At 67.9% G+C, this 16,275-nt stretch carries 15 protein-coding genes and 1 tRNA gene; 8 read left to right on the top strand and 8 right to left on the bottom strand.

The window, feature by feature from the left end:
• Window positions 1-133 precede the first annotated feature (133 nt).
• Together ACFWBY_RS34685 and ACFWBY_RS34680 are read left to right on the top strand one after the other, a co-directional pair.
• Window positions 134-1,198, top strand: a complete 1,065-nt coding sequence (locus ACFWBY_RS34685; protein WP_385335784.1) for a bile acid:sodium symporter family protein — start codon at window positions 134-136, stop codon at window positions 1,196-1,198.
• 9 nt (window positions 1,199-1,207) lie between these two features.
• The gene (locus tag ACFWBY_RS34680) at window positions 1,208-1,639 is read left to right on the top strand and encodes a (2Fe-2S) ferredoxin domain-containing protein (RefSeq protein WP_385335697.1); all 432 of its coding nucleotides are present in this window, start codon (window positions 1,208-1,210) and stop codon (window positions 1,637-1,639) included.
• Window positions 1,640-1,658: 19 nt separating this feature from the next.
• On the opposite strand, the gene fdhD is transcribed toward ACFWBY_RS34680, so the two are convergent.
• Entirely contained in the window at window positions 1,659-2,492 is an 834-nt protein-coding gene (fdhD, locus tag ACFWBY_RS34675; protein WP_385335695.1) for a formate dehydrogenase accessory sulfurtransferase FdhD, read from the bottom strand.
• Between the two features lie 204 nt (window positions 2,493-2,696).
• On the opposite strand from fdhD, the gene ACFWBY_RS34670 reads away from it, so the two are divergent.
• Entirely contained in the window at window positions 2,697-3,638 is a 942-nt protein-coding gene (locus ACFWBY_RS34670; protein ID WP_385335692.1) for a beta-ketoacyl-ACP synthase III, read from the top strand.
• Between the two features lie 185 nt (window positions 3,639-3,823).
• Window positions 3,824-3,908, top strand: a tRNA-Leu gene (locus ACFWBY_RS34665).
• A gap of 153 nt (window positions 3,909-4,061) precedes the next feature.
• Here the strand turns inward: ACFWBY_RS34665 and ACFWBY_RS34660 are convergent.
• Together ACFWBY_RS34660 and ACFWBY_RS34655 are read right to left on the bottom strand one after the other, a co-directional pair.
• Window positions 4,062-5,639: a hypothetical protein gene (locus ACFWBY_RS34660; protein ID WP_385409748.1), complete on the bottom strand. Its 1,578-nt coding sequence runs from the start codon at window positions 5,637-5,639 to the stop codon at window positions 4,062-4,064.
• Between the two features lie 209 nt (window positions 5,640-5,848).
• Window positions 5,849-6,754 (bottom strand): hypothetical protein, encoded by a 906-nt coding sequence (locus ACFWBY_RS34655; RefSeq protein ID WP_385335688.1) that lies wholly within the window; start codon window positions 6,752-6,754, stop codon window positions 5,849-5,851.
• Window positions 6,755-6,934: 180 nt separating this feature from the next.
• Between ACFWBY_RS34655 and ACFWBY_RS34650 the strand changes: the two genes are divergently transcribed.
• Window positions 6,935-7,159 carry a helix-turn-helix domain-containing protein gene (locus ACFWBY_RS34650; protein WP_382506975.1) on the top strand — a complete coding sequence of 75 codons (225 nt, stop codon included), beginning with the start codon at window positions 6,935-6,937 and terminating at the stop codon, window positions 7,157-7,159.
• A 303-nt stretch (window positions 7,160-7,462) separates the two neighbouring features.
• On the opposite strand, the gene ACFWBY_RS34645 is transcribed toward ACFWBY_RS34650, so the two are convergent.
• Window positions 7,463-8,026: a hypothetical protein gene (locus ACFWBY_RS34645; RefSeq protein WP_385335686.1), complete on the bottom strand. Its 564-nt coding sequence runs from the start codon at window positions 8,024-8,026 to the stop codon at window positions 7,463-7,465.
• Window positions 8,027-8,288: 262 nt separating this feature from the next.
• Here ACFWBY_RS34645 and ACFWBY_RS34640 point away from each other — a divergent pair, with 262 nt between their 5' ends.
• Both ACFWBY_RS34640 and ACFWBY_RS34635 read left to right on the top strand, forming a co-directional pair.
• Window positions 8,289-8,744, top strand: coding sequence for a hypothetical protein (locus tag ACFWBY_RS34640; protein ID WP_382506970.1), 456 nt, complete (start codon window positions 8,289-8,291; stop codon window positions 8,742-8,744).
• 126 nt (window positions 8,745-8,870) lie between these two features.
• Window positions 8,871-9,311, top strand: coding sequence for a hypothetical protein (locus ACFWBY_RS34635; protein WP_385335684.1), 441 nt, complete (start codon window positions 8,871-8,873; stop codon window positions 9,309-9,311).
• 1,066 nt (window positions 9,312-10,377) lie between these two features.
• Here the strand turns inward: ACFWBY_RS34635 and ACFWBY_RS34630 are convergent.
• On the bottom strand, window positions 10,378-11,610 hold the full coding sequence (locus tag ACFWBY_RS34630; protein WP_385335682.1) for a hypothetical protein: 1,233 nt from the start codon (window positions 11,608-11,610) through the stop codon (window positions 10,378-10,380).
• Between the two features lie 88 nt (window positions 11,611-11,698).
• Entirely contained in the window at window positions 11,699-12,637 is a 939-nt protein-coding gene (locus ACFWBY_RS34625; protein WP_385335680.1) for a hypothetical protein, read from the bottom strand.
• Between the two features lie 210 nt (window positions 12,638-12,847).
• On the opposite strand from ACFWBY_RS34625, the gene ACFWBY_RS34620 reads away from it, so the two are divergent.
• On the top strand, window positions 12,848-13,252 hold the full coding sequence (locus tag ACFWBY_RS34620) for a hypothetical protein (RefSeq protein ID WP_385335678.1): 405 nt from the start codon (window positions 12,848-12,850) through the stop codon (window positions 13,250-13,252).
• A gap of 319 nt (window positions 13,253-13,571) precedes the next feature.
• On the opposite strand, the gene ACFWBY_RS34615 is transcribed toward ACFWBY_RS34620, so the two are convergent.
• A complete protein-coding gene (locus ACFWBY_RS34615) occupies window positions 13,572-14,813 on the bottom strand; it encodes a hypothetical protein (RefSeq protein WP_385335676.1) in 1,242 nt (413 codons plus the stop codon).
• Complete coding sequence (locus ACFWBY_RS34610; RefSeq protein WP_385335674.1) at window positions 14,810-15,349, bottom strand: DUF4365 domain-containing protein; 540 nt, start codon at window positions 15,347-15,349, stop codon at window positions 14,810-14,812. Before ACFWBY_RS34610 ends, ACFWBY_RS34615 begins: the two co-directional genes overlap by 4 nt.
• Window positions 15,350-16,275 lie beyond the last annotated feature (926 nt).

Here is a 16,275-nt window from a genome sequence, read left to right as displayed (position 1 = left end):
TTAGTCATCATGGTTCGTGATGGCAGTCACCACGGTGTGCGGGTTTCCCGATCACCGTCCCACCCCCGACCATGAGAGGGACCCGGCCCCGCCCGCCCCGGCACCCCCCGAGCTACAGCAAGTGAGCACCCCCATGCGCCGCCCGCACCTCCCCGCCCGGCTCCCCGTGGACCCCTTCATCGCGGGCCTGCTCGCCACCGTCGCCATCGCCGCCCTGCTGCCCGCCCGCGGCGCGGCCGCCCCGCTCGCCGGGGCCGCCTCCACCGCAGCGGTGGCACTGCTCTTCTTCCTCTACGGAGCTTGGCTCTCCACCCGCGAAGTCCTCGACGGCCTGCGCCACTGGCGGCTCCACGTCACCGTGCTCGCCGGCACCTTCGTCCTCTTCCCCCTCCTCGGCCTCGCCGCCCGCGCCCTGGTCCCCACGCTCCTCACCCCCTCCCTCTACAACGGCCTGCTCTTCCTCTGCCTGGTCCCCTCCACCGTCCAGTCCTCCATCGCCTTCACCTCGATCGCCCGGGGCAACGTGCCCGCCGCGATCTGCGCGGGCTCCTTCTCCAGCCTCGTCGGCATCTTCCTCACCCCGCTCCTCGCCGCGGGCCTGCTCGGCAACAGCGGAGGCGGGTTCTCCCCGGACTCGGTGCTGAAGATCGTCCTGCAGCTCCTCCTGCCCTTCCTCCTCGGCCAGGCCCTGCGCCCCTGGGCCGGCGGCTTCCTCGTCCGCAACAAGAAGGTCCTGGGCTACGTGGACCGGGGCTCGATCCTGCTCGTCGTCTACACCGCCTTCGGCGCGGGCACGGTCGCCGGGATCTGGCACCAGGTCAGCGCCGCGCGACTCGGCGCGCTGATGCTGGTGGAGGCGGTCATCCTCGGCGTGATGCTCCTGGCCACCTGGTACGGGGCGAAGCGCCTGGGGTTCGACCGCGAGGACCGGATCGCCATCCAGTTCGCCGGGTCGAAGAAGAGCCTGGCCGCCGGACTTCCCATGGCCAGCGTGCTGTTCGGCGCGCAGGCGAGCCTCGCCGTGCTGCCGCTGATGCTCTTCCACCAGATGCAGTTGATGGTCTGCGCGGTCCTGGCCCGGCGTCGCGCCCGGGACGCCCGGCAGGGCGCGGGGAACAACGCCGGCTCGGAACTCCCCGCCGACCATGTGGCGGAGGTCTCCCGTACCGCTCAACACCCCGCCCCCCAGGCCCGGTAACGTGCGGCGGTGACCTGGATACGCCCGCTCTCCGCCCACGCCGAACGACCCTGCACCCTGGTGGTCTGCCGGGGCTGCTGCTGCGGCGACCCCCGCAAGAACCCGGGCACCGACCACGTGGGTCAGCTGGCCCGGCTGCGCGAGGCCGCCGCCGCCTCCGGGGGCCGGCTGGCCCTCCGTACGACCGACTGCCTCGGACCCTGCGCGCAGGCCAACGTCATCGTGGTGCAGCCCACCACGGAGGCCCGGCGCCGGGGCGCCCGCGCGGCCTGGTTCGGCTGGGCCCTGGACGACACCGCCACCGACGAGATCATCGCCTGGGCGGAGTCGGGCGGCCCCGGAGCCACCCCGGTCCCGCCGACCCTCGACCTCCACCGCATCGACCCGCCGTCCCCGAAGCCGGACAAGCCCGCTTCCCGCCGGGGCCGCAGGGGGCGTTGACGTCCCCGTCGCGCCGCCCTCACGCCGACAGGTCGATCCGCTCCTCGCCCGCGTAGACGTTCATGTCCCCGCCCCGCAGGAACCCGATCAGCGTCAGTCCCGAGTCCAGGGCCAGGTCCACCGCGAGCGAGGACGGCGCCGACACGGCCGCGAGGACGGGGATGCCCGCCATCACCGCCTTCTGCGCCAGCTCGAAGGACGCCCGGCTCGACACCAGCAGCACCGACCCCGCCAGCGGCAGGAGGCCTGCCTGCAGGGCGCGGCCGACGAGCTTGTCGACCGCGTTGTGCCGGCCCACGTCCTCCCGTGCGTCGATCAGCTCGCCCCGCGCCGAGAACAGCCCGGCGCCGTGGAGCCCGCCCGTGCGGTCGAAGACCTTCTGCTGGGCGCGCAGCCGGTCCGGCAGCTCCCCGAGGACCCGCGCGCTCACCCGGAGGGGATCGTCCGCGATCCCCGGGAAGCGGGTCGCCGTGCGCACCGCGTCCAGGCTGGCCTTGCCGCACAGCCCGCAGGACGAGGTGGTGTAGACGTTCCGCTCCAGCGTGATGTCCGGCACGGGAACCCCGGCGGCCAGCCGGACGTTCACCACGTTGTAGGTGTTCGTACCGTCTTCCGCCGCGCCCTCGCAGTAGGTGACGGCGGCGACGTCCGAGGCCGATCCGAGCACGCCCTCGCTGACCAGGAAGCCCACGGCCAGCGCGAAATCGTCCCCCGGCGTGCGCATCGTGATGGCCAGCGGTTTGCCGTTCAGCCGTATCTCCAGCGGCTCCTCGGCCACCAGCGTGTCCGCCCGGGCGCCCGCCACGCCATTCCGGATCCGGACGACGCGACGCCGTTCGGTGACCCGTCCCATGTGATCAGCCCACCTGTTCTGTACTCGCCGTACCGTTCGCCCACCCATTCTCGCGGATCCGCTTCGGCCACCGTCCCCGGCTGGAAGATCCTCGGGAAGCTCCAAATTCCGGGCACTGAATCCTGTCGGGTCACGCGCCCCCGTACCGATGGGTAGCAGGCGAAGCTGGGACGTCCTGACTGCCTACGAGGGGGGAACCCACCCATGACCGGTTCACGCGTGGTGGCGCTAGGGCACTACCAGCCCGCGAAAGTGCTCACCAACGAGGACCTCGAGGCCATGGTGGACACCAACGACGAGTGGATCCGGTCCCGTGTCGGGATCAGGACCCGCCACATCGCGGGCCCCGACGAGCCGGTGGACGAGCTGGCCTACCAGGCCGCCGGCAAGGCCCTCGCGAGCGCGGGCATGACCCCGGACGACATCGACCTCGTCCTCGTCGCCACCTCCACGGCCATCGACCGTTCCCCCAACATGGCCGCCCGTGTCGCCGCCAAGCTGGGCATGGGCGGCGCCCCCGCCGTCATGGACATCAATGTCGTCTGCTCGGGCTTCACGCACGCCCTGGCCACCGCCGACCACGCGATCCGGGCCGGCGCCGCCACCCGTGCCCTGGTCATCGGCGCCGACAAGATGACCGCCATCACCGACTGGACCGACCGCACGACCTGCGTCCTGACGGGCGACGGCGCCGGCGCGGCCGTGGTCGAGGCGTGCGACGAGCCCGGCATCGGCCCGGTCCTGTGGGGATCGGTGCCCGAGATGGGTCATGCGGTCCGCATCGAGGGCTCGCCGCCGGTCTTCGCGCAGGAGGGCCAGGCCGTCTACCGCTGGACCACCAGCCAGCTCCCGCCGCTCGCCCGCAAGGTGTGCGAGAAGGCGGGGGTCACCCCCGAGGAGCTGGCCGGGGTCGTCCTCCACCAGGCGAACCTGCGGATCATCGAGCCGCTCGCCGCCAAGATCGGCGCCGTCAACGCCGTCGTCGCCCGCGACGTCATCGACTCCGGCAACACCTCGGCCGGCTCCATCCCGATGGCCCTGTCCAAGCTGGTCGAGCGCGGCGAGATCCCCTCCGGGGCGCCGGTGCTCCTCTTCGGCTTCGGCGGCAACCTCTCCTACGCCGGCCAGGTCATCCGCTGCCCGTAGCCCCGGCTTCGGCGGCGCCCCCGCGAGACGTCCCGTATCGCCCGGCCCGAGGGCCGCCCCTGGGACATGCCCGCAGGTCAGCGCGGCGCGTCGAACTCCGGCCGGGCGAAATACCTGGTCGGAACCGAGCGGAACCTTTGCTATTGTTGTCCATGTCGCCGCGGGAAACCGGGGCCGACCACCTAGTCCGGGTGGCGGAATGGCAGACGCGCTAGCTTGAGGTGCTAGTGCCCTTTATCGGGCGTGGGGGTTCAAGTCCCCCCTCGGACACAGAGGTCAACCGACCAAATAGAGCCGATCAAACCGACGTAATGTCGCTTTGATCGGCTTTATTGTTTGTAGCGAACGTAATCTGGCCCCCCGCCGTTGGCGGGGGGCCAGATTCGTTTGCGCTGGTCAGGCAGGGTGCAGGGGGTGGGAGGATCAGGTGCCGGGTGTGGGGTCGGCTAGGTAGCCCTTGGGGGTCCAACTGCGGGGGTTCTTGAGTTTGTGGCGGTTGGAGGGGCGGCGGCGAGCGGGCTGGTCGTCTACGGGGAGGGTGTCGAGCCAGCTGGTGAGTTTGCGTTGGTTGGCGTGGGCGATCTGGAAGGCGAGGAGGAGGGACTGGGCGGCGACGCCTCGGATGCGGCGGGTGCGGCTGCGTTCGATGGCTTCGTGGTCCTTGGCGTAGCTGTTGAAGTGCTCCACGCGGTTGCGCAGGCGGAAGTAGTGGTGGGTCCAGGGGGCCAGGCCGTGGTCGAGTTCCTGCCAGTGGCGTACGCCGATGTCGCGGGCGAAGGTGAGGGACTCCTTGCGGCATACCTCGGGGTGTCCGGCTGTGGTGGGGGGTGCGTCGACGACGGGGTGGCGGGGGTCGCGGCCGAGGCTGCGGCGCTTGACTGGGCAGGCCACGGTGGGGTGGGTGCCGGCCGCCGGGCAGAGCATCCGGCGGGCGCCGCGGTCGTCGGGGGCGGCCTTGGGGCGCAGGCGGTAGGCGGCGCGGGCGTTGGCCCGGCTTCGCCAGGTGTCCTTGTCGATCTTCTTGTCGAGGAGGTCGGATGTGACGGTGATCAGGGCTTCGGGGAGGTGGGGGCAGTACCAGGTGCCGTCGACGAGGAGTGCGCCACCGTGAGAGCCCTGGATGCCGAGCTGGTCGATGCGGTAGTCCCAGATGGGCCGATAGCCCAGGTCGCGGACTGGGATGTGGAAAGTTTCGGGGAGGGCTGCGTTGTAGGCGCGGTCGGCGGCGAGCCAGCCAGGCTGGTAGCCGCGGCGATGCACGTCTCGGAGCGCTGTGAGGGCATTGCCGGCGGGATCGTGGCCGGGTTTGTGGACAGTGAAGGCCAGGACGAGGGCGGGTAGGTGGTGCTCGTTGTCGGGGTTGGGGTTGTGACTGTCGCCGCGCGGGCCGGGTGAGGTCTCCCCGGTCACGACGAGGGTGGCCTCGAAGCCGTAGATGATGCGCTTGGCCTTCTTGCGTTCCGTCCCGCCGCCCGGGGTGTTGGAGGGGTCTCGATGGTCGCCTTCGCGGACGTACCAGGCGGCATCAGGGTCGGTAGCGGTCTGTGGGTCGGAGTTTGCCACTCCACGGGAGAAGGTCCGGATCGGGGTCGCGTCCACGGCGACGGGGCCGTCCCATACGGCCTCGATGTGAGGCCTGGCGGGGGCGAGGGAGGCTTCGACGAGTCGGTTGGTGACCTCGACAAGCAGTCGCCGCTGTGCCGCGAGCTTCTCCTGGTCGGCCTCTTGTTCCAGTCGGGCGGCATCGGCCCGGCTCAAGCGTCGCTTGGGCAGTGGTGAGGGATCCATGACTGTTTCGGCCGCGTGGAAGGTGCGGCGTACGGCGAGGTAGGCGGCCTCGAACCCGTCGGCGGTGTCGGGCCAGGTAGGGAGCCCGAGTTGGGTCCGGGCGGCGGGAGCGAGTTGGTAAGCGAGGATGTCGGTGACATCGCCGAGGACGACGCTGCCATTGCTCCGCCAGGAGGCCAGAGTCATGCCGATCAGCAGGGCGTTGAGGCTCACGTGTGGACAGCGGCCCGCATTGGACTTGCGTGCGTTGCGCCGAGCGCCGTCGATGAGCGGGACGACACCGGACATGGCGATGAATCGGCGAGCGCTCCTGAAATTGGCCCAAGTGACAGGCTCTCGGCGTCGACGCAACTGCGCGAGCCACACAGGAGCCGGAGACTTCCCCGCTCCCTGCTGGGGGGTGCGTGCGGTGTGGTCAGCGCTCACGGCATCTCCCTGAGGATGGTGGCAGCCTGTTGGGCGCCGATGGTCTTGAGGTGGGGTACGAGGCGGGAGAGCGCGTGCAGGGAGTCGAGGCCGGCGGCGGCAAGCAGGACGGTCAGCGGGATGGGGATGTTCATGCGGTCCACCAGCCAGGTGGCACGGCACCGGCCCATGACCAGGCGCGGTACGCGGGGGTCAGGGCTGGCGCGATAGATGAGGTCGGTGACGGTGTTGGAGCCGCGGGCCTGGCAGCCGGGGCGGAAGAGCGAGCCGGTTCCGGAGTGTTCACCGGCCTCGGCGAGGGCGCGTTCGTAGGGGCGGGAGCAGATGACCAGGCGGGCCCTGCCGCCCCGGACGGAGAGGACTTGGGCCCCGTCGTCCAGAGTGCGGACGTCAGGTCCGCGCAAGGGGATGATCTCGTTGGTGTCGAGGCCGCAGCCCAGTCCGAGGACGAGCAGCAGACGAAGGCCCCTTCGCAGTTCCTGGGTGGGCTGGCCGCCGGCCCACGCCCACAGTCCCGCCTTCTCAGTGGAGGTGTAGGGCGCGGAGGGGGCGGAGCTGGACAGCGAAACGGGCTTGCCGCCGGGCAGGTCGGGTCCGTAGACGGCCTGGCGGATCGCGGTGAGGCAGGACCGGTAGTTTGCCCGTGCTGCCTCGCGGACTTCAGGGCAGCCGACGGCGGTGAAGTACTCGACCATGGCGGGGTCCAGCCAGCGTCTGGCGTCGGGCGGGTGGCCGTGCTGGTCGGCGAAGACCGCGATCCGGGTCAGGGCGGTGAGGAGGTCGCGGGCGCGGTGGGTGGTGAGCGGGGCGGCGCGGGCGACGGTAGCGCGGACCTCGTGTTCGACGCGTTCCCAGGCCGGTGGGGCGTAGGTGGGCCGGTACCGGGCGATGCGACGCTCCATCAGCAGCCTCCAGACGAACACCCCTGGCGGGGTGCCATTGGAATACCATGCTGGCTGTTGGGGGATGCTGCGCGACCCGGGAGATCCGGATGGGTGAGACTGGGGCGTGTGCCCCGAGGAGACAGCCGGTTCGTGAGCCCCTGCGGATACGTGCAGGCCGGTCCCTGGCCCAGAGCCGTCTTGACTGACCATCACGGGGCCAAGGTCGCCCAAGCGCTGGCCCTGGCTCTCGCCGCAGGGCTGGAGGAACGCTGCTGGTCGGTGGCCGAGCTCTCCCGGCGCAGCGGGGTCAGCCGGCTGACCATCGCGAACGTGCTGGCCGGGCGAGTGTGGCCGGATCTGCTGACCGTCGCCAGCCTCGAGCTGGCTCTGGAGAGGGATCTGTGGCCGGGGCGTGAGGTGTGAGCCGGCCGGGCCTCGCCTCTTGGGCGCGGGAAGGGGTGGCGCCATCGTGTCCGTCCTCGACGGGGTGGCATCCACGGGAGCGGGCCACCCGAAGGGATGACGGCATGGCTGTATGCGGCTTCCCGGTGCGCAGTTCGCGTTAGGGTGCCGGAAACGGCCAGGCCGCGTTGATCTGGCCTGGTCCCGCCCGAGGGCGGGACCAGGCCAACATGTGAAGGGTCTGCTCAGGTCCGGAGCCGTTCAGGGCCGCCGCTGATGTGAGAGTTGGCGGCGGCCCGTACCCGTTTCCGAGCGGTCAAAGGCTTACCTCATCGCGCCCTCCTCGCCAGGTCGGGCCGGGAGGGCGCGCCGGTAGAACACAGTCCGAGGCAGCTCGGTGCGGCGTGTCAGGAGACCCTCGGCGACAAGCTCCTGGAGCAACAGGCGCATGCTCCGGTGGTTGGCTCTTCCCGAGGCTTCGGAGATCTCCCGCACCGTCCACTCCCGAGCTGGATCGCTTTCGGCATCGAGGACCGCCAGCACCCGAACCCTCCACGGAACTCCCGGTGCTGCACCAGCTGCTTGAGACGGCTGACCGGTCGGGGGCTGCTCCGGCTGTTGGCTGTCAGCAGGACCGTTCGGCTGGGAGGTGTCCTGTGCCGGTTCGGCGTTGGAACCCGCTTGTTCCGACCCGCTGGGAGATGGTGTGCCGCCGTCGTCCTGCCGGGGGAAGGACCAGGATCGTGCAGCGAGAGCCTCGAACTTCGTACGCGTCAGGCGGACATGCTCGGTGAACTTCTCTGCATCCGACTCGACTTGCCGCAGCCATTGAACGGCGGCGTGGGGGTCGGCGAGAGCTGCTTCCAAGTTCAGGCCGGTGAGGTCCATGGCGGACACCCTAGAGCCAGGCAGGTACCTCACAGGGCGCCAGGACAGGTATCCCACCCTGACGAGTGATGCGCTACAGCAAGTTATTTGCGTCAAAGCACACGGACAGGCCCTGTGGACCCCTGGCCTGCATGGATAGGTGGACGTGAGCGCGTGCTTCTAGGACTTCCTAGCCTTCCGTAACTGTCCGTTCCGTCCTACCTGATGGCCCGGACGGCTCACCTGGGATGCACTACGACGGCGCGCGGTGAAAGTGGGAAGCATGACGGTCCCGTCAGCAAGACCACGCCGCATCGCGCACGTTCTCCTGCTCGACCGCAGCCTCGATCGTGTGCTGCTGTCCGGGAAGGAAGACATCCTCTCGCCCCCCTCGGTCCTCCTGCGCCCGGGGCAGGGCTACCACAAGGCAGCCGTCGAGGCCGCACGTACCTGGTGGGGCGTAGACTCCTTGCCGATCGGACGGGTCACCGGCCACGGCTGGTGCGGGGCACCGGACCAGAGGACCAGCGAACGCAGTCTTCTGATGGCTTCCCTCGCACACCTGCCGGAACCAGTTCGCAGCAATCTTCCGGAAGGGCCGGCCGGATGCCGCTGGTGGCAGCTTGCGGACCTGCGTCAACATCCAGGGCCGACCAGCCCGGTCGATCTGCACCTCATCATCGAGGGCTACTGGGACGGATGGCTGCCTGACGGCCCCCTGTCTGTCGACTGGTGCTGACCTCAGTCAACCTGCGTGGCCCCCCGCCGCGGGACGCCGTCACCACGCTTGAGCTGGTCACCCTTTCGGAGGGTGGAGACACGAACTGCTTGGGCGCCAGTGACCGCTGAGACTAGCGTTGCCTGCGTGGCACACCAAGATCCTGGCGCGTTCCCATTCGACCATCTCGCGTCCATGAAGGCCGAGTGGAATCGCAAGCACGCCGAAGCCGCCGCCGAAGCGGAGCGGTACAAGGACCTTCTCGACTCTGCCAGCGACATTGAGGAGATCGCGGCCCTGTGGCAGCAACTCTCTGATGGGCCTGTCACCCACCACATCTTCGGCGCAGGCCGCGAACCGATCTCCGAGCAGCCCACACCTCTGGATGTTGACCGGGTGCTCATGCTGATGGGCCAGGAACCGGAGCGCCTGTGGAGGGCCAAAGACGTTCAGATTGTCTTCGCGCAGCGTTCCCTCGCTCAAGTGCGGGTCTTCCTCAACACGATGGTCGGCGAAGGCCACATTGAGGCGGTCCGTCGTAGCAACCGGTGCCTGAACTTCAAGATCCCCTCTCAGAAATCGGCCTGATCAGCCGACGTGCCGTAGTGACGGACCCAAGGTCGTCGCCGCGAGGTCCTCGCGGCTGTCACGTGAGCCATACGGAAGGAAAGGGTTCTCATCGATCTAGGGTTAGTCCATTACGCCGCACCGTGCGGGCGGACGCACCCACCACGCTGGCCGCGGTCAGTTCTCGGGTCTTGGCCGCCTCCCGGGACGCGAGGTCATAAACTCGGGGATCGGACGGTGCACGGGACTCAGAAGCTCCCCCCGCCTGCGGCTGCCTGGTGATGACCTCCACCAGATGCGGTTCCCACCAAAGAGCCTGATGCTCGGCATCGTCGCTCTCACCGTCTCCCGACAGTACCGGTGGGCGTGAGAGGGATCGTCTGTCGACGATCTCAAGGTCTGGCGTCCGGACGAGCTGAAACACTGTCCGACCCATTCGGTGACCCGGGACGTCGATGAGCTCGACCAAACCACCGGGCAGGCCAGCCACCGTCCAGGTCCCGCCGAGGCGGACCCGGCCGCCCAGGCCGATCCGGGAGCCCGCCAAGTGGCCCATCGCATGATCTCCGCCCTGCCCGCGAAACAGTCCCATCACGCCGCCCTTTCATGCGAGGCGTCGAATCTCGCGAGCCGTCCACGAGCGGCGGCCATGGAGACCTTCGAGTCCATCGATCGGGCCAATTCATCTATATAGGCAATCCAGAGTGACGCGCTGCCAACCAACAGTGAGTGCGGGTCGGGTCGTGGGGAGGGCGGCCGTTCGCCTCGGGCGGTACTGCTGAGGCGACGCCCAGGAAGTGGTCCCCGCCCTCCGTCGGCGTCGTCGAGCAGGGGTCCTGCTCACCTCGTATTGGAGCCCCCTGCAGCGGAGGGCCTCTGTGTAGGTCGGCCGCCCAGGTGGTTGGGGAAGCGGCGCGAGCGACTCCGGAGCGCGGCCCGAGCAGGTGTCGGCCGTTTGAGGGCAGGGCCATCATGCGTTTGGGGCCAGGGCCTCGCCACGAAACCGTTCCGAAGCGGACGTTCAACACAGGCACGCCGCCGGGCACTGTTCGCTCGAGTCGCAGTTCTTGCCCTCTGGCTGACTTGTTCAGCTGCCCTGAGGGTCCTTTGGTAGGTGGAAAGGCAGGAAAGCCATCTTGATCTCGCGGCTCGCGTCACCGTTGGCATGGAATACGAAGTCGTGCCGTTCGTCGGTCGAGTGCCGGCCATTACGCTTGTAGTTCGGGTGCTCGCGAAACCTGGCTACGGCCTTGGCCATGACGTCACCGGGGGCACCCGAGCGGATGAACAGCAGCAGCGCAGCCTTCGTGTCCCGCCACGTCAGGTAGCCGAGGAGCTGATCGACGGTGTCCGCGATGGTTTTGGGCCCCTTCCAGATCTTGCACTCACCGATGAAGATGTGGCGGTCGTCCACACGGATGAGGATGTCCGTCTTGCCGGTGTTGTTGAAGACCTCTCCGGCAGCCTGGCCCTCGAAGTGGCTGTTCAGGCCGATCAGGAGCAGGTTGCGGATCTCCTCCTCGCCCATCTTGGCGCTCGTGCCAGGAGCCCTCTCCAGCGCGTTGCGCTGATTCCGCAATACTTCGAGAGCCGCCTCGTAGTGCGCGTCAGCCAGCGCCGGCTCAGGCTCAAACGGACTGGATGCAGTGCCCCGCTTGGGAACGATCTTCTTCCGCTTGATCGGGACGCTGTAGGTCGCAGCGTCGTGCCGTTCTCGCATCGGGAAGCCGAGGGCTTCCTGGAGGTTCCTGTTGGCCAGCAACCGAGTCTTCCGCGCCTGGACCTCGGCAGCGATCTTCAGCGTCGCTGCCTCGTTGAAGAGGACGACCTGGGCCGTACTCCAGTCGATCCACCGCTGGATCTCATCGAGCCGACTGTCCAGGGCGAGCCGGACCTGTTGCGGGTCGTGGTCGACGGGCCCCATCCACTCGATTTCCAGTCCGCCGTCCAAAGCGTCCCCGTCGGTCGCGGCAACCGGTGGGCTGTTGGTGTAGGTGCTCGGCCGCATATGGAACAGGTCGAGCTCTCCCTTGAAGCGGACCAAGATCGTCACGACGGTCTGTCGGATCCGTAGCTCCTCGCCGAACTGTCTAACAGTGGCGAAGCCTTCCTTGACCGAGCCGGCCGTGATGCCATCCCGGTCGAGGACGAGGGGTTCCAAGCGGAACCTCTCCTCCAGCTCCTCACAGACGTCGCTCTCCGGAGAGGACAGCAGGACGTCCTCGTTCAGTGCCGCTACCTCCTCCGCGATCCTGTGGAGTTGATGGTTCAGGAAAGTCGCAAGCTCCATCAAGCTGAACAGTCTGTCGCCCGAGGTCATCCTCTCAGTGTGCTTGACGGCACTGACATTTAGACCGTCGACGGCCTCCAAGGGGGCCGGAGCCATCGACGGTCGCCAGCGATCGGCTTCAGGTCAGGGGGTCGAGGCGGTCGGTGCAAGCGGCTTGGAGGGCGCGCAGTTCCTTGCCCACCTCGCTGATGGCGTGGGGGGTGGCGGGGCCGAGGCGAATCGTGGCCAGGATCCTCCTCTCCAGCGTCTGGAGGGTGCTGTTGGGCACGAAGGGCATCCCCACCGAGTATCCGGTGTCGATCCCGGCGCGCAGGTTCAGGTTGAGCGCGTCCCAGCTCCTGAGGGCCGCGTCGGTCTTCGTGCCGATGTCGTCGCCTTTGGCCTTGGTCAACTCGTCGAGGTCCCTGAGCAGGGCCTGCACGTCGGTGTGGACCTGGGTGCAGAGCTTGCGCACCCGTGCGTACGTCTTGTGCAGGAGCACGATCGCGAGCACCGCGAGGGTCAGGAAGATGGAGATGACCGGCGCCTTGTAAGCCTCGAAGAACTGCCCACGTATCGCGAGCACAGCGGCGGCTAGGCCGGCGAAGTTGGACCACGTGCGGTCGCGCGTGGCGCGCTTGATGCGGCCGGTGAGGTCACCCAGCGAGAAGGGCTCGGGGTCGCGCTCTTGGGTGCCCCAGGCGAGCCCCAGCCATGTCCATAGCAGCAGCCAGGTGAGCATGGAGTAGTCGCCCGAGGTCATTCCCCCGCCCGGGGGCTCCTGCCAGAGATCGGGTCGCCTGTTCAGGTAGATGGCGATGAGGGTTGAGGGGACCATCGCCTTCAGGAAGATGACGGCCTTGGTTCGGTCGTGCCACCACCGCCCCGTGAGCACCTCGCGCTTCCAGTACGGGGCTGCGTAGCACAACATCGCGACGCCGAGGAGGAAGGGGAGGGCGCTGAGGGCTGTGCTCTCGCCTGCCTTGTAGAGGTTGTCTCCGTAGGTGGCGACGAGGGGGCCGGCGGGCAGGCCCCAGCGCCGAAGGAAGTCGTCGACCCGCTCCCGTGTTGTCTGCATGGAATCAGTGATCGGCTGAACTGCGCGAAGCCAACCGTGATTTGATGAACTTGAGAGGTTCGGGAGTCTGAGCCGGCCGTGCCTCTGATGCTGGTGAAGCGGGGGCTTTGGGTTGCTCCCGCATCCGGGCGGCCTGAGCAGGCTGGGGACTTCAGTGGGCTTCGTCCGCGGTGGCGTTCGGTGCCTCTTGGTACGGCAGGATTGCTGTCCATGGACTCCTCTGTGTTAGCGGCCCTGATATCCGCTCCGGTGGCTGTGCTTGCCTCTGCGGCTGCCTTCTTGGCCGGGAGAGCTCAGGGGCGCGGCGCCTATCACGGGCCGGTGGCTGCCGTGCGGCGTCAGCATCAACGTGAGGCGTATGCCGCCCTGGTCACTGTGGCGAACACCTACATCACCCAGACAGAGTGGGGAGTGTGTCTTCGGGAGGCGCGCAACCAGCTGGGGATTGCAACCCTGTTCGATAAGAGTCGGACGCAGGAGATGAATCGGTACGCCGCCCGTGTCCGTGCCGAGGTTTCAGTCGAGCCGGTGCGGGCGGCTGGCTCTGTCGTACTCCTTGAGGGGCCGGAGAACGTTGCGGAACTTGCCTCAAGCCTCGTCATCAGTGCGGACTAGGTGTGCCGGGACGCGCGTCGGGGCAACGGTCCCGGTGGCGTACTGGAAGCCCTGATGGAGGGCCGCCAGCCCGAGGTCCCTGCCGGGTACCTCATGGTCGACGCATTCACCGATGCCGCACGCAAGCATCTCAACTCAGATGGTTCATCGTCCTAGCATCTGGCCGGCCAAGGGCCTCAGAAGCTTGGATGCCAGAGCTCGGCGTCCAGAGGGATCCGCTATTCTCCCGAGGCCTACCCGGGGCACGTGGGGTCGGTGTCTCGTCTGGAGTCTGGTCTTGCTGCACTCAACCTCGAAAGCGTAACGGTCAGCGGCTGCTCTATTGGTCGTCGTGGGTTGTCTGGCTGCTGGGCAGCGCTGAGCGGTCCGTTTGGAAGCTGACCTGACCGTCGACCCACCATGTTCCGGCGCGCTGGAACATGGTGCCCCTGACCGTCACCAGTGCCCGCGCACGGTGGGCTACTACAGCGCTGAGGTAGTCGTCCGCGTTGATCGCGACCCGTACTTCGCTGGGTGGCCTGAGCCCATCGCGTCCCACGATGACGAAACCGCCGGCGCTACCCGATGTAGACAGTCGGTTGTCCAGGGTCACTGCGAGGACCGGCCCGCTGAAGTTCACGCGTTCCGCCGGGTCGTATGCCGTGGTCGGAACAGCTGGAGTGGACGGGAGGTCGTCGCGATCCACCCACTGAGTCGACCGCGGGTGTCCTGCTGCTTGACTAGCGTTAGCGTGGGCCGTGCGGATGGTCTCGGGTGTGAAGAGCGTGCTCTCATCCACGCCGAATCGGGGTTCTGGCCGGCCCGGAGCCCATTGCAGGGAGAGGCTGATCGACTTCAGGTCAGGAAACCCGGAGAGAGGCAGGAGCACCTTGGCCAGCTTGGCGGCAAGTTTCTGCGTACTCCCCGCGTCGGCGCCGAGCTCGGCGTCGAAGGGCCTGTTGCCGAGCCAGCTCAGCCCTTTGGCGAGGTTCTCCATCACGGCGCGGCCGAACGGTTGCGGAGAGTCGTCCTGTCCGCGCAGCAGGGAGTAGACGGGGAAGACGAAACTTCCGCGCTGCGTATGTCCCAGGGTGACCCGCTCACGCAGGTAGGACGTGACCTCACGGCTCGGGCGGCCGCCGAAGGAGGTGTAGGGGTCGTGCGTGTAGCGCGCGGAAGCATCGAGCAGCCGGTGGATGGCCTCCAGCGTTTCCCGTGCTTCAGTGAGGCCAATGGTGTCGGCGTCGGGATCGACATGGGCCAGTCGTACTGTCAGGGAATCCCAGGTGTGGCGTGAGATCAGCTGGCGCAGGCCAGCGGAGTCGCATCCGTAGTGGTCTGCGAGGGCGGCCATCAACTCGGCGAACCGTCGGGCGAAGTCTGCGTACTCGCGATTCAGCGGAAGCAGATAGAGGATCTGCGGGTAATGCTCGGGGTTGAAGTCCGGCTGAGCCCAACGCTCGAAGGCGCCTTCGCGGACGTCGACCTGTGTCCAGTGTTGGGAGGCGAGGAACCCCGAAACCTGAGAGGGGGAGACAGCGGTGGCCAGAGGGTAAAAGTCAGCGATCTCCTGGCTGCTCATGCTCTGCCCCCGTCGCCGATCCGCTTCATCTCGCTTCTTACGTACTCCTCGGTGAATTCGTCCTCGAGCCTGAAGCGGACGGTTCCGGACTTTTGGTCTGGCTCAAGAGGATCCCAGGTGCGCGGGTCTGACAGGAGCATGATGCCATCGAGGGTGTATCTGTCTCCCACGCGGATGAGGCGGGGCACCTCGACTCCTGTCGGGAGCAGCAGCAGGATGAACTTGACCGGAGTCATGCGGTCGCGGCGTAGTTCCCAGTGGCTTCTGGCGTCGAGTTGCATGGAAAAGTCGCCGTCCGCGAGTCGCCGGACGCGATGCTCGCTGCTGCTGGCCTTGAGTTGGACGTCGAACCGCGGCAGCGCGTATCGGTGGGGTTCGTCGGACACGACCGTTGTGTCCACGCAGTTGTAGTCAAGGCGGGGGTCGCTCAGGTGGCAGCCTGCGTCGTTCACGATCAGTTCCAGTACGGCTTTGCTCGCGACTTCTTTCCGGGCGGAGGCGGGCGCGCCTGTATGGCGGATCGGCTCCTCACCCATATCGCTGTCCCCACCTCGTCACGCGCCTGCGCGTCTGCCGTGCACCGCGCGGTTACGCCGGAGTGCTCGAGTCAGCCTAGTCCCGGGCAGGGCCTTGGTCAGGGGAATCGGGCCTCCGGCTACCTGCGCAGGGGAACTTCATCGCAGTCTCTGCTTCCGCCGGGCCGGATGTCTGTCCGCGGGCTGCGCGTTCGTGTGCCCTGAGCCCACCTCGGGGTGGGTGTTCGCCCACATGATCCTCGAACCTTCGTGTGATTCTGATCATGATGTTCGGGTTTGCCTCGGCGCGGGCGATGGTGCCTGCGGCAGCCGAAGTAGAGGCGGGATACCTACTGGGGCCCTCTGTCCGTGGTGCTCTCCGGGTTCGGGTCCGATGAGAGTCGGAGCAGCAGGCGCCGGTCCAGTGGGCGGGGGTCGGCCGGCACGCTTGCTGGGTGGTGCCGAAACCCCACCAGGCACGGATGGCCATCGAAACCATGAAGAGGCCGGGGATGGCATAGAAGCCCCATATGGTCCACACCATGAAGGTCTCCGCCTTGGCGCCACGCGAGAAGCTGAACAGGGCAGAGAAGAGCACCGTGGCCGCCCATAGCGGTACGGGGACGAGCCAGGCCATGAGGCTGCCGCGGTGGTGGATGCGGAGGTGGCCGAAGAGGTAGGCCGCGTAGATGTGCCCTCTCCTCGACCTATTTGCTTTCACTCCTGGCCGAGGTAGTCCCCTCATGTTCCCCCTGGGCACGTCAGTTGCGAAGGTCAGTGCGCCCGTGCAGTGCACGCTTCGACAGAGGGCAACAGGCCGCCACGATGACAGCGTTTTGCACTCGGTGGAACTGCGTGTCGGCTGGCTCCGTCGGCGTTGAAGGCGTCTGGACCTCCCGGTGACGGCCTGCGGGGGTGCTACGTCACTGCCACCTCGGCCCAAACCG

This window comes from Streptomyces sp. NPDC060049, assembly GCF_042736715.1.
Lineage (GTDB): Bacteria > Actinomycetota > Actinomycetes > Streptomycetales > Streptomycetaceae > Streptomyces.
Note: the sequence above shows the minus strand (reverse complement) of the source record. Positions and strands in the feature narration are given on the sequence as shown.

Excerpts from the sequence above, each read along its gene's own strand:
- ACFWBY_RS34685 (WP_385335784.1), top strand. The coding sequence starts at position 134 with ATGCGCCGCCCGCACCTCCCCGCCCGGCTCCCCGTGGACCCCTTCATC.
- fdhD (WP_385335695.1), bottom strand. The coding sequence starts at position 2,492 with ATGGGACGGGTCACCGAACGGCGTCGCGTCGTCCGGATCCGGAATGGC.
- ACFWBY_RS34670 (WP_385335692.1), top strand. The coding sequence starts at position 2,697 with ATGACCGGTTCACGCGTGGTGGCGCTAGGGCACTACCAGCCCGCGAAA.
- ACFWBY_RS34655 (WP_385335688.1), bottom strand. The coding sequence starts at position 6,754 with ATGGAGCGTCGCATCGCCCGGTACCGGCCCACCTACGCCCCACCGGCC.
- ACFWBY_RS34645 (WP_385335686.1), bottom strand. The coding sequence starts at position 8,026 with ATGGACCTCACCGGCCTGAACTTGGAAGCAGCTCTCGCCGACCCCCAC.
- ACFWBY_RS34640 (WP_382506970.1), top strand. The coding sequence starts at position 8,289 with ATGACGGTCCCGTCAGCAAGACCACGCCGCATCGCGCACGTTCTCCTG.
- ACFWBY_RS34630 (WP_385335682.1), bottom strand. The coding sequence starts at position 11,610 with ATGACCTCGGGCGACAGACTGTTCAGCTTGATGGAGCTTGCGACTTTC.
- ACFWBY_RS34625 (WP_385335680.1), bottom strand. The coding sequence starts at position 12,637 with ATGCAGACAACACGGGAGCGGGTCGACGACTTCCTTCGGCGCTGGGGC.
- ACFWBY_RS34620 (WP_385335678.1), top strand. The coding sequence starts at position 12,848 with ATGGACTCCTCTGTGTTAGCGGCCCTGATATCCGCTCCGGTGGCTGTG.
- ACFWBY_RS34615 (WP_385335676.1), bottom strand. The coding sequence starts at position 14,813 with ATGAGCAGCCAGGAGATCGCTGACTTTTACCCTCTGGCCACCGCTGTC.
- ACFWBY_RS34610 (WP_385335674.1), bottom strand. The coding sequence starts at position 15,349 with ATGGGTGAGGAGCCGATCCGCCATACAGGCGCGCCCGCCTCCGCCCGG.